Origin of the sequence: Geminicoccus sp. (assembly GCF_036263595.1) — a bacterium.
Classification (GTDB): Bacteria; Pseudomonadota; Alphaproteobacteria; order Geminicoccales; family Geminicoccaceae; genus Geminicoccus.
This window is the reverse complement of record NZ_DATAGQ010000036.1, coordinates 18,478-30,045: the sequence shown is the minus strand read 5'-3', so window position 1 is coordinate 30,045 and position 11,568 is coordinate 18,478. Positions and strand designations below refer to the sequence as shown.

15 protein-coding genes are annotated in these 11,568 nt (G+C 67.6%); 3 read left to right on the top strand and 12 right to left on the bottom strand.

Annotated features, from left to right (window positions below; translation table 11 throughout):
* From VHL31_RS02915 to hutU, 4 genes are all read right to left on the bottom strand, one after another.
* Positions 1 to 808 (bottom strand): trimethylamine methyltransferase family protein (locus tag VHL31_RS02915; protein ID WP_329659705.1); only part of this gene is annotated, 808 nt, incomplete at its 3' end.
* Between the two features lie 50 nt (positions 809 to 858).
* A complete protein-coding gene (crcB, locus tag VHL31_RS02910; protein ID WP_329659704.1) occupies positions 859 to 1,245 on the bottom strand; it encodes a fluoride efflux transporter CrcB in 387 nt (128 codons plus the stop codon).
* Positions 1,242 to 1,490 carry a hypothetical protein gene (locus tag VHL31_RS02905; RefSeq protein WP_329659703.1) on the bottom strand — a complete coding sequence of 83 codons (249 nt, stop codon included), beginning with the start codon at positions 1,488 to 1,490 and terminating at the stop codon, positions 1,242 to 1,244. The genes crcB and VHL31_RS02905 overlap by 4 nt, the downstream gene beginning before the upstream one ends.
* A 1-nt stretch (position 1,491) precedes the next feature.
* Positions 1,492 to 3,165, bottom strand: a complete 1,674-nt coding sequence (gene hutU, locus VHL31_RS02900; protein ID WP_329659702.1) for a urocanate hydratase — start codon at positions 3,163 to 3,165, stop codon at positions 1,492 to 1,494.
* Between the two features lie 76 nt (positions 3,166 to 3,241).
* Here hutU and VHL31_RS02895 point away from each other — a divergent pair, with 76 nt between their 5' ends.
* The 3 genes from VHL31_RS02895 to VHL31_RS02885 all read left to right on the top strand — a co-directional run bounded on the left by VHL31_RS02895 (position 3,242) and on the right by VHL31_RS02885 (position 5,263).
* Positions 3,242 to 4,336, top strand: coding sequence for a GNAT family N-acetyltransferase (locus VHL31_RS02895; protein WP_329659701.1), 1,095 nt, complete (start codon positions 3,242 to 3,244; stop codon positions 4,334 to 4,336).
* 79 nt (positions 4,337 to 4,415) lie between these two features.
* Positions 4,416 to 4,910 (top strand): SRPBCC family protein, encoded by a 495-nt coding sequence (locus tag VHL31_RS02890; RefSeq protein WP_329659700.1) that lies wholly within the window; start codon positions 4,416 to 4,418, stop codon positions 4,908 to 4,910.
* A 5-nt stretch (positions 4,911 to 4,915) separates the two neighbouring features.
* The gene (locus tag VHL31_RS02885; protein ID WP_329659699.1) at positions 4,916 to 5,263 is read left to right on the top strand and encodes a GFA family protein; all 348 of its coding nucleotides are present in this window, start codon (positions 4,916 to 4,918) and stop codon (positions 5,261 to 5,263) included.
* 12 nt (positions 5,264 to 5,275) lie between these two features.
* On the opposite strand, the gene VHL31_RS02880 is transcribed toward VHL31_RS02885, so the two are convergent.
* The 8 genes from VHL31_RS02880 to VHL31_RS02845 all read right to left on the bottom strand — a co-directional run bounded on the left by VHL31_RS02880 (position 5,276) and on the right by VHL31_RS02845 (position 11,503).
* A complete protein-coding gene (locus VHL31_RS02880) occupies positions 5,276 to 5,572 on the bottom strand; it encodes a hypothetical protein (protein ID WP_329659698.1) in 297 nt (98 codons plus the stop codon).
* A gap of 5 nt (positions 5,573 to 5,577) precedes the next feature.
* Complete coding sequence (locus VHL31_RS02875; protein ID WP_329659697.1) at positions 5,578 to 6,489, bottom strand: hypothetical protein; 912 nt, start codon at positions 6,487 to 6,489, stop codon at positions 5,578 to 5,580.
* 8 nt (positions 6,490 to 6,497) lie between these two features.
* Positions 6,498 to 8,879 (bottom strand): N,N-dimethylformamidase beta subunit family domain-containing protein, encoded by a 2,382-nt coding sequence (locus tag VHL31_RS02870; protein WP_329659696.1) that lies wholly within the window; start codon positions 8,877 to 8,879, stop codon positions 6,498 to 6,500.
* Between the two features lie 44 nt (positions 8,880 to 8,923).
* Entirely contained in the window at positions 8,924 to 9,358 is a 435-nt protein-coding gene (locus tag VHL31_RS02865; protein ID WP_329659695.1) for a hypothetical protein, read from the bottom strand.
* A gap of 103 nt (positions 9,359 to 9,461) precedes the next feature.
* Complete coding sequence (locus VHL31_RS02860; protein ID WP_329659694.1) at positions 9,462 to 10,043, bottom strand: UbiX family flavin prenyltransferase; 582 nt, start codon at positions 10,041 to 10,043, stop codon at positions 9,462 to 9,464.
* Complete coding sequence (locus tag VHL31_RS02855) at positions 10,040 to 10,621, bottom strand: hypothetical protein (RefSeq protein ID WP_329659693.1); 582 nt, start codon at positions 10,619 to 10,621, stop codon at positions 10,040 to 10,042. Before VHL31_RS02855 ends, VHL31_RS02860 begins: the two co-directional genes overlap by 4 nt.
* Positions 10,618 to 10,974: a hypothetical protein gene (locus VHL31_RS02850; protein ID WP_329659692.1), complete on the bottom strand. Its 357-nt coding sequence runs from the start codon at positions 10,972 to 10,974 to the stop codon at positions 10,618 to 10,620. The genes VHL31_RS02855 and VHL31_RS02850 overlap by 4 nt, the downstream gene beginning before the upstream one ends.
* A 13-nt stretch (positions 10,975 to 10,987) precedes the next feature.
* On the bottom strand, positions 10,988 to 11,503 hold the full coding sequence (locus VHL31_RS02845) for a Fur family transcriptional regulator (protein ID WP_329659691.1): 516 nt from the start codon (positions 11,501 to 11,503) through the stop codon (positions 10,988 to 10,990).
* Positions 11,504 to 11,568: the final 65 nt, after the last annotated feature.

Below are 11,568 nucleotides of genomic sequence, written 5' to 3'. Positions count from 1 at the left end.
CAGGCGCCATGGCGCCTGCCAGCGTGAAGGGTGTCAGGACAACCACCTGGCTTGCACCGGCCATCGCCATGATACCTTCGAGCATCGGCCCGTCCAGGCGGAGCGGCGAGTTCGAGTTGATGATGGTGAACAGGGAGGGTTCGCGCTGCAGCTGCTCGCGGCTGATCCCGCGCGCGATCCGCGCGATCTCGATGCCATCGGTGATGCGGGTGTGGCCCAGCGAATAGGCGTGGAACGCCTTGTCGGACAGGGTGACGAAAGCCTGCAGGCAGTCCAGGTGGCGGGTCTGGGGCGGCAGGTCGATGGGCTCGACCGGATAGCCGCCATAGAGGTGGATGCAGTTCAGGCTCTGGCCGAGCTTCACGAAATTCGTGAAGTCCCGGAAGTTGCCGGACCGCCGGCCCCCGGCACGGTCATGCGCATTCGGCGTGGAGGCGACAGTGGCGAAGTTGACGACATTGCCGCCGATCTGCAGGTCATGGGCAGGATTGCGGGCATGGAGGGTGAAGCGGGACGGTGCCTTGCCGATCAGCTCGAGCACCAGGCCGCGGTCGAACTTCACCAGCATCGAGCCCGGCGTCACCTGGGCACCCGCGCGACCAAGGATCGACAACGCCTCCGGGTGGAGGAACTCGATGCCGATCTCCTCGAGGATACGCAGCGAGGAATCGTGGATCTTTTCAACCTGGTCCGCCGAGAGCGGCTCGGTCGGCGGCAGGTGGTTGACCACCTCGCGCCAGGGACGCTGGGCGATCCCGCCATCGGTTGCCCGCCTTGCCCGGCGCCGGTCACGTCCTGCCTCGCGCATCGTTCCTCGTCCGCGTCCGGCGGTCCTCGTGACCGCCGCTGGACCCTAGGTCATCCCAGTGCCCGGCGCATGCCGTACATCGCCAATCCGGTCGCTGTGAGCGACAGCGCAACGGACAGAACGGCGTAGAGCATCGCAAGGTCGTGACGGCCGCGCTCCCACAGCGCCACCGTATCGAGCGAGAAGGTGCTGAACGTGGTGAAGCCGCCCAGGATGCCGGTGGTGAGGAACAAGCGGGCTTCCTGCGATACGGTCCAGCGCTGTGCCATCGCTTCGACGATCACGCCCATCAGCGCGCAGCCGACGATGTTGACCGTGATGGTGCCCCACGGAAAGCCGGTGCCGAGAACCTGCATGCCGGCCACGTTCACGAGATGCCGGGCGCAGGACCCAATCCCGCCGCCCACGAAGACCGCCAGGAGGATCCAGATACTCATCGTGGCGCCTCGTCGTCGCCGTCGAGGCGCCCGGCCCCGTCGTCGAAGCCCCTGGACCGGCTGACATAGATCAGGACCATGAAGAAGACCGTGATGATCAAGGACAAGGCGCCGCCAAGCGCCAGCGCGATCTGGCCGTGCATGCCGATGACCACGTCCTGCATCTGGTGCCACATGAGCCAGGAGCCCCAGCCGGCTATGCCCAGCAGGACGAGGAGCAGCAGCACGACCAGCCAGCCGGGCATGTCAGGTGCCGATCATCGGCAGGTCGAGGCCCTGCTCGCGCGCATGGGCGACAGCGATATCGTAGCCGGCGTCGGCATGGCGCATCACGCCCGTGCCGGGATCGTTCGTGAGGACGCGCTCCAGCCGGCGCGCCGCCTCCGCCGTCCCGTCCGCGACGATGACCATGCCGGCATGCTGCGAGAAGCCGATGCCCACGCCGCCACCATGGTGCAGGCTCACCCAGGTGGCGCCTGAGGCGGTGTTCAGCAGCGCATTCAGGAGCGGCCAGTCGGCCACGGCGTCGGACCCGTCCTGCATGGCTTCCGTTTCCCGGTTCGGCGAGGCGACCGAGCCCGAGTCAAGATGGTCGCGACCGATCACGATCGGCGCCTTCACCTCGCCGCGGGCCACCATCTCGTTCAGGGCCAAGCCGATCCGGGCGCGCTGGCCCAGGCCCAGCCAACAGATCCGCGCCGGCAGGCCCTGGAACTTGATCCGCTGCCTGGCCATGTCCAGCCAGTGATGCAGGTGCGGGTCGTCCGGGATCAGTTCCTTGACCCGCTGGTCCGTGGCGAAGATGTCCTCAGGGTCGCCGGACAGGGCGGCCCAGCGGAACGGACCAATCCCCTTGCAGAACAAGGGGCGGATATAGGCAGGGACGAAGCCTGGAAAGGCGAAGGCGTTCTCGACCCCGGCCTCCTGGGCGAACTGGCGGATGTTGTTGCCATAGTCGAGCGTGGGAACGCCCGCGGCGTGGAAGGCCAGCATGGCGCGGACATGGCGCGCCATGGTCTCGCGGGCAGCCTCCTCGACACGCGCCGGATTCTTCGTCTGGCATTCTTCCCACTCCTCCACCGTCCAGCCGGCGGGCAGGTAGCCATGGACCGGGTCATGGGCGGAAGTCTGGTCGGTGACGATGTCCGGCAGGATGCCGCGATGGACGAGTTCCTCGAACACGGTGGCGGCGTTGCCGAGAAGGCCCACCGAGATCGGCTCGCCGCTCTGGTTGGCCCGCTCGATCCGGGCCAGCGCGTCGTCCAGGTCTGCCTCCATCCAGTCGAGGTAGCCGGACTGCATGCGCCGCTCGATCCGCGATGCCCGGCACTCCACGGCCAGCATGGACGCACCGGCCATGGTGGCGGCCAGCGGCTGCGCTCCTCCCATGCCGCCAAGGCCGCCGGTCAGGATCCACTTGCCCTTCAGGTTGCCGCCATAATGGCGCCGGCCGCACTCCACGAAGGTCTCGTAGGTACCCTGCACGATCCCCTGGGTGCCGATATAGATCCAGGAACCGGCGGTCATCTGGCCGTACATCATCAGGCCGAGCCGATCGAGCCCGTGGAAATAATCCCAGTTCGCCCATTTCGCGACGATGTTGGAGTTGGCGATCAGCACGCGCGGCGCGTCCGGGTGGGTCTTGAAGACGCCCACCGGCTTGCCGGACTGGACGAGGAGAGTCTCGTCCGCTTCCAGGCGCTTCAGCGTCGCCACGATGGCATCAAAGCAGCGCCAATCGCGGGCCGCCCGGCCGATGCCGCCATAGACGACGAGTTCCTCCGGATTCTCGGCCACCTCCGGGTCGAGATTGTTCATCAACATGCGCATGGCTGCTTCGGCTTGCCAGTTCCGGCAGGTCAGCTCCGCCCCGCGCGGGGACCTGATCCTGCGGGAATTGTCCCGCCGGGCGTCAGTCATGGCACTTGCTCCTTGGTCGGTCGGCGGATCGGAAGCTAGGACGAACCGCCGACGACTGCCAGGGGAGCCCTAGTCCATGCCGGAGATCCAGAGGCTGATCGACATGCTGCCGGCCCTCTTGCCAGGGCACGGCCGGATCATGGATGTCGGCTGCGGCAACGGCGACCTCGTCCATCGGCTGCGCCGGCTGGGCTACGACGCGTTCGGCATCGATCCCCAGGTCGACGAGATGGCGGGGCACGAGGCGCTGATCCCGGGCGAGGCGGCGCATCTGCCGGTCGAGCAGGGCCTGGTCCAGGTGGCGCTCATGGTGAACAGTTTCCATCACGTCCCGCCCGGTGAGATGGACCGGGCGCTGGGCGAGATCGCCTATGCCCTGGCACCCGGCGGCCGGCTGATCGTGGTGGAGCCGCTGGCCGAAGGAGGCTGGTTCGAGTTGCTTCGGCCGCTGGAGGACGAGACCGAGATGCGGGCCGCGGCGGAGGCCGCTATCGAGCGTGCGTCGATCGTCGGGTTCGTTCATGCAAATCCGCATGTGTACCTGGCCGAGCGGCGCGCGGCCGACCTGGAGGAGGTGCTCGAAGCCTTCGTCGCGGCGGAACCGGGCCGCGGCCCGGGGGTCGGTCCAGCCCGTGCCGAGGTCGCCAGGCGGTTCGCTTCCACCGGGCGGGCGGATGGAGAAGGCCGGGTCTTCCTCCAGCCGATGCGGCTCGACATCCTCGACCTGCCGGCCGGGCAGCCGGTCGTCCGGTTTGCCCATGACGACGACGAGCGGTCGCGGGCCTTCGAGGTCCGGCAGGCCGTGTTCTGCGACGAGCAGGGCGTGTCGATCGAGGGCGAGTTCGACGGCCTGGACGATGCGTGCGAGCATCTGGTGGCGACGATGGGCCAGCGCATCGTCGGTGCCGCCCGCATCCGGCCTTATGGCGAGAACGGCTCGATCGGCAAGATCGAGCGCGTGGCGGTGCTGAAGGAGGCACGCGGCACGGGCATGGGCGAACGGCTGGTGCGGTTTGCCAGCGAGGTGCTGCAGGCGCGCGGGCATCGTATCCTCCTGCTGAACGCCCAGGTTCATGCCGAGCGGTTCTATCGCCGCCTGGGCTATCTACCAGAAGGTGAGCTGTTCGACGATGAGGGCATTCCGCACATCGCCATGCTCCGGCGGAACTAGAGGCGCTGGCTGGCGATCTGCCTTGACACGGGCAGCCTGCATTACTTAACCATATGGTTATGTATAAGAGGAGGCTGCCTTGACGGATGGATCCAGGCTGGAGGTATCAGCGCAGGGGGATCGCGAGATCCTGTTCACCAGGGTCTTCGCCGCGCCTCGTGAGGCCGTCTTTGACGCGCATGTCACGCCGGAACTCGTACGGCGCTGGATGATCGGGCTTGAGGGCATGTCGCTCCCGGTCTGCGAGATCGACCCGCGGGAGGGCGGCGCCTTGCGCTTCGTCTGGCGCAGGCCGGACGGCACCGAGATGGGCATGAGCGGCGTCCATCATCAGGTCGAGCGCCCGTCGCGCCTCGTCCACACCGAACTGTTCGACCAGGACTGGACCGGCGGCGAGGCCGTCGCGACGACAGTGTTCGAGGCGGCCGTCGGCGGGACAGTCATGACGATCACGATGCGCTATGTGAGCAGGCAGGCGCGCGACGCGGTGCTCGCCAGCGGCATGTCGCAGGGCATGGCCATGTGCTATGACCGGCTCGACAAGCTCCTCGCGTCGACGGCCGACGGGGCTTGACCGGCATGACGGAAATCGCCGGCGGCTGCCATTGCGGCGCCGTACGCTTCGAGGCCGAGGCCGACCTCGACAGCACCATCACCTGCAACTGCTCGTACTGCACCAAGCGAGGCTCGATCCTCACCGCTATTCCGGCCGAGAAGTTCCGCCTCACGGCGGGCACGGACCGGCTGACCTCGTATCGCTTCAACCGGCACCAGATCGATCACCGCTTCTGTGCCGCCTGTGGCGTTCAGGCCTTCGCCCTCATGACACTGGGCGACCAGCCCATGGCAGCCATCAACGTCCGCTGTGTCGACGATATCGACGTCGCGGCGCTCGATCCGCAACCGTATGACGGAAGGAGCGCCTGAGAGGAGTCGGCATCACGCGGACGACGATGGCCCATGAATCAAGAAGACGTAACGGCCGTCTGTCCACTCCTCCGAGCTGGCCAGGACGACACCGTAACGGCGATGCAACCAGTCTACGACCATGCGAGCGGCGCGGGGCGTCAGGGCGGGCTTGGTCAGCCAGACCACGCCACCGGTTGCGCGACCGCCAAGAACGAGTTGCGGATCGGTGCAGGTGCCGGCCACCCAGGCGGCCGGCTCGGCGCCGAACTCCTTGATGTAGCGCAGGCACTCGAACTGGATCTGGGCGACGCTGTAGGCGCGCTCCATGGGCGTCAGGCGACGAAGCCGTAGCGGTGGTTCCGGGGATAGGCGGAGTTGCGGACCGGACGGCGCTCAGGTCCTGACTTGAGCAGGGCGCCGATCAGCCGGGCCTGCCAGCCCGCCACCGCTGACGAAGGTTCCCCCGACGGGCGGCCGGTTGCTTGCCAGGCGACCGCGCCCGCGAACCGCTCATCCAGCTCACCCCGCCAGCGAGCGGTCGCCTTCTCGTCCAGCGACCGTTCGGACAGGAGCACGATCCGGCAGGCCGTCCTGGCCGGGGCGATCGGCTGGAGGATAACGGCACAGCACTCGTCCTCGTCGCGGAGCAGCACGAGGTTGCCGGCAGGCAGATCGGCCTGCGGACGGTCACCGAGGCTGGTGGCCACGAGCTTCCAGTTCGCGTTGACAGTCGTCCGGTCGAGCGGCCGGACGACAGGGGGAAGCGCACCGGTCGCGGGGGGAGCGTCCGACGGCTCGACCGATACGAACAGGAGAGGCCCTTCGGCATGGACGGTGACGGCACCCAGCCGGTCCGGGCGCATGCCGAGATACTGGTACATCTCGGGGGTCTCCCCGCCGTCCGGAGCGGCAGGGATCGGATCACGGTCCAGGCTGTAGCCGCAGGAGGTGAAGCCGCAGCGAGTCTTCCTGCCGGACTGGCACTGGAGCGGGATGAAGTGGCAGCCGCCGTGCTGGGCCTTGTTGAAGCGGCCGACCAGCCCGCCATCGGACAGGCGCTGCACATGGATGCCGTGGACGCCCACCGTGTAGGGCAGAAGGTCACCGGGCGCCGGGATCTCGGCGGCAGCGCCGATGCAGACCCAGGTCCTCGGCCAGAGCCTCGCATCCTCGACCTTCGCGAAGGCGGCGGTCGTGAAGGCCTCCGGTGGAAGACCGTCCCGGTAGATTGCGGGATCGGCCAAGTCCGGGATCACGGGATCGCCGCGTTCGGGTCGTAGTCGGCGCGGCCGCGCGGCTTGACCGATTCTTGCGGCGGCGGGGGTAGCGGGCCCTCCATCATGAAGCGGTCGAGCACGTTTTTCGTGAGCCTGGAGATGTTGTTGTCGCCCTCGTTCCAGGGCAGCGCACCGCAATAGGCGATCGAGCTGAAGGCGAAGCAGGCGCCACCGTTGGGGGTCTCGTGGTAGGCAAGATCGGCGCGCACCCGCGGATGCTGGGTGCCGTCGATGCCGGGCTGGCTGGTCCCGTAGTACTCGCCAACCAGCAGGTAGGCCTCGGTGTGGCGGCCGGCTGACGTGGCGACGGTCAGGGTATGCGGGGGCGAGCCCAGCATGGTGTCGACGATGTCGACCTCCAGGCCGGCCGCACCGCCGCCGCACAGGCCGAAATTACCGAGCTTCTCATCATAACCGATCCCTTCGAACGCCCAGGCGATGCGCGGGTTCAGGCTGTCGGGCGTGCGGGTGTAGTAGGTGCCAATGTCGAAGCCCTGGGCGGCCATGCCGGTGCCGGCCACGGCATGCAGCATCCGGCCGCGAAAGCGCCACATGCCGCCGAGTTCACCGGTGCTCTGGTGGTAGTATTCGCCCGGGTCGGCGAACCATGGGCGGATGCCGCTCTCGCAGCGGCGCAGCTCGGTGATGACGCCCCTGCCCTTCGCATCATAGGCGGGGTGGTAGGTCTGCACCCAGTACCAGCCATCGCCGCCCAGATACATCAGCCGGCCGCCGGCCTGCGTATAGTTGTGCAGGGCGTCGATCTGCGGGCCGCTATTGTGCTCCGGATGGGAGCCGGTCAGAACCACGTTGTAGCGGTTCAGGCGGGCCAACCCCTCATAGGTCACGTCCTCGTCGGTGAAGACCTCGTAGTCGTAGCCCATCTTGTCGAGCCAGTAGATCAGATGCAGGTCGGCATTGTACTGCCAGGGTGCCTGGGCCACGAATGTATCGTATTTCGGGCGCATGTTGAGGATCGGGCGAAGGCGCGAGGAGAAGCTGACGCCGCTGCCGTCGGTATGGACGTCGTATTGCGAGCTACCATATTCGCGGTGCTCGGCCAGGTACATGTTCTGGTCTTGCATGATCGGCACGCGATACATCAGGAGCTCGGCACCCGCGCCGTTCGTGGCCATGTGCTCGTTGGCATAGGCCATGTAGCTGATCGTGGGGATCATCACGCCGATCCTGGGGCCGGGCGTGCCGAGCTTCGCCACGACCCAGAACGGGAGATAGTCCTCGTCGCCCTCCTCCGTCGTCAGCTTGACGGCATAGGAGCGGCTCCTGGTGCCCTCGGGCACGATCCAGGTAAAGTCCTCGGTCCAGCGGGCGTCGTCGACGTCGTCGTCATGGAAGTGGATGGCGCCATACTCGTCCCGGGCGTGCTTCCAGTCGAAGTTCTCGCCGCGCCAGTTGTGGCCGGTCATGGCACGGGTCGGGCAGTTGACGAGGGTGGCGTGGAGCATGAACGGCCCCTTGTCCTTGCCGACCAGGGTGTCGATGCCGTCGCCGAAGTCCCAGGAAGCGACAAGGGCCGTGGCCAGCGCGCCGGTCGGCCCGGCATGGCGGCGCTCGCTGTGACCAGGAGCGGCACCGGCCTTCATCATCTCGATCTCGAGCCGGGACAGGGCACGGTTGCACAGCCTGGGCCCGTCGATCTTGCCGTTGTAGCTGCCGGCGATGACGTAGCCCGACGGATGCTGCCGATCGCCGGGCGCTGCCTTGGCGGCATGGCCGGCCATGACGAAGGGCACGGCTGCATGCACAAGGCCCTGCCCGAAGGTCGCCTCAACCGGGGCCGCCCCCGGGTCCAGGGCGTAGACGACCTGCGGCTCGTGATGGAGCACGGCCTTGCCGGTCCCCGCATCGAAGCTCGCAGCGATGAAATGCCAAGCGTGATCACGGACCGGCATGGGGCTGGCCAGCGTCTGGTCGCCCACGCGCAGCTCGACATGGCCCTCCGTGTTCAGAAACAGGCCATAGCCCTTTCCCTCGCTCCACTGGGCCAAGATCGCCTGGGGGCCGTGCTTCCAGTAGCTGGGATCCGTGCGTGGCGTGGTCGGCCAGATCCAGCATTGCAGGGTGAAGCTCTGCAGGTCGAGCACGGGCGCATCAGGGACGAAGCCGTAGGAGCCGCTGAAGATCTCCTGGCGGCGGCCAGGATAGGTCCCCTCGATCCCGCTTAGGACATGGCGCTCGATGAAGCCCGGCCCGCGCGGATTGGTGTCGCCGTTCACGAGCTCGACGATCTCGGCCTTGAAAGACGTGGGACCGTCGCAGTTGACGTAGAAGCGGATCGGCTCGCCCGGGTGGACGCTGAACTTGTCGGCATATCCGGTCAGGCGCATGGCGCTCATCGGCATGGTCTCCGGGTCGTGGGGCTGGGCAGTCGGGAGGACGCTCAGGTCCAGTTGTAGGCGCCGCGCTTCCAGCCTTCGTTGAAGTGCTCGGGCATGCCGTCGGTCTCGGCCATCTCGTCCAGCCGCATCAGGAAGATGGCGTGCTGGATCTCGTTCTCGTCGTTGAAGACGCGATCGTCGACAAAGGCCGGCGGGATGCCGCGCACACCGGACAGCCGGCCGATACGCCATTCCTGGTCGACTTTTGTGCAGATGACGACGAGCTTGCCCTTGGGCGGCTGCGCCCGCATGCGGAACAGGACCTGGCGCAGCAGGGGATCATCGCTGATTCCGCCGGACACGGCGGTCGTGTCGCCAGGCATGGCGCATTCGAGGACGGCGCAACCGGCAACGCCCTTCATGCTGTCGATGCAGCGCCTGTGCTCGTCGATCAGGCGCTGGCGCTCGGGAGTGCCGGGCTTCGGGATGGGGATCATCGGCGGATCTTCTCCAGCATCGGGCGTCGCTGCCGACAGGGTGTGATCACACCGCAATATCCGCAAGTTCCATGCCAGCTTGTCGCCGTCACGGCCCATGACCTCAGCCAGGCTGCTCCCCTTCCCGCCACCGGTGCGCAAGGCCGGCATCGATGTCGAACAGGTCCAGCACCCTGCCGACCGTATGGTCGACCAGATCGTCGATCGTCGTCGGCTTGGCGTAGAAGGCCGGCACCGGCGGTGCCACGATGGCGCCCATCTCGGTGACGGCGACGAGGTTGCGGCAGTGGCCGAGATGGAGCGGCGTCTCGCGCGGCAGCAGGACCAGCCGGCGGCGTTCCTTCAGGACGACATCGGCTGCACGGGTCAGCAGGTTGTCGGTCACGCCGGTGGCGATGGCGGCCAAGGTCTTCATCGAGCAGGGGGCGATGACCATGCCGAGGGTCCTGTAGCTACCGGATGCGACGCAGGCTCCGACATCGGCCAGTGGATGGACGACATCGGCCAGTGCTTCGACCGCCTCGATCGGGCGGTCGAGCTCGTAGGCGATGGTCAGCTTGGCGGCGCGCGTGAAGACCAGATGGGTCTCGACCGGCTGGCCGCGCAACGCTTCCAGGAGCCGCACGCCGTAGATGGCCCCTGACGCACCGGTGATGCCGACGATCAGGCGGGTGGGCTTGGTCATGAAAGGAGGGTTCCACCCAGGAGAAGGAGGCCGAAGCTCGTGACGGCCAGCGCGCCCGCGAGCTCGAGGAGGCGGGGGACCAGGCTGTTTGATCGCAGGTCACGTACGAATGTCCTGTTCAGCAGGATCACACCCTGGGCCAGGAGTGCCATCGTGAACGTCATGCCGATCGCGATGGCGGCGACCAGCAGGTAGCCGGCCCAGAGCACGCCGTTGGCGATGGCGATGCTCAGGATCAGGATCGAGCCGGTACAGGGAACGAGCCCGACGGCGATGGCCAGCAGGCCGCTCTCGCGCCCACCGGCAGGCACCCTGGCGGTGCGCATCCCGCCGCGCAGATGGTCCTGTACCAGTGACGTGCCAGGACCGGCGACTTGTCGGCGGCGGCTCTGCAGGCGGCCAACAGCATGGAGGATCATCCAGCCGCCCGTCGCCGCCAGGATGGTGTAGGCCACGATCCGGATCGCCGGATTGCCGGTGGGAAGGCCGCCAGCCGTCTTGCGTAGCAGGAGATCGGCGAACGCGACCACGACCACGGCGGTGAGGACGTGCATGGCGCCGATACGCGCGGCGATCACAGGCCGAACCAGGGTCCGGCATCGCGGCTGGCAAGGAAGCTCGCGATGACGAGCTTGCCGTGGCCGGGGCCGGCGGCATGGACGACCCCGTAGAGGAAAGCCAGACCGAGACCGCCGATCAGCGGAGCCAGGGTACTTCCCTCCTTCAGGGCCTGCATCTGCGCTGCGACATAGCCGTTCGCGTTTTTCTGCAGGATCAGCCAGGCCCGGACGAGATCGGTGCCGACATCATGCCAGGGCAGCCAGAAGGCAAGCGGCAGGGCCAGCATGCACAGGACGATCACGGACCGGCGCATGTGGGCCCGGCGGCGCTCGGGGTCTCGCAGTTGCAGCCGACGGCACCGGCTCTGCATGCCGCCACCCCCCTCATGCGGGCCGGTCCCGCTCGACCGCAGCAGCGCAGTCGCCGCAAAGGCCCGCCAGCTCCACCGTGCGGCTCTCGACCTTGAAGCGCGTCTGGCCGGCGATGCTCGACAGGGCCTTGTCGAGAAGATCGGTCTCGATCTCGGCGACCTCGCCACAGGAGCGGCAGAGGAGGAAGGCAGCACCGTGCGGCTCGTCGGGACGCGGGCAGCCGATGAAGGCGTTCAGCCGGTCGATCCGATGGACCAGCCCGTGGCTCACCAGGAAGTCCAGTGCCCGGTAGACCGTAGGGGGTGCCACCCTGCCCCGCTCGCCCGACAGGGTCTGCAGGATGTCGTAGGCGCCGACCGGCCGGTGGTTCTGCCAGACGATCTCGAGGACACGCCTGCGGATCTCGGTGAGCCTGCCGCCGTTGCGGCTGCAGACCAGCTCCGCGCGCGCCAGCGCATCGGTCACGCAGTGGTCGTGGTCGTGGTGGCGACCCTGGAAAGGCGGGTGGGCGTGCTGGTGATCGGCCATGTCCGCCCGAACATAGTCGTCCGGGCCTGCGGTGTCAGGACGATTGGGGCAGACAGGCAACCGGG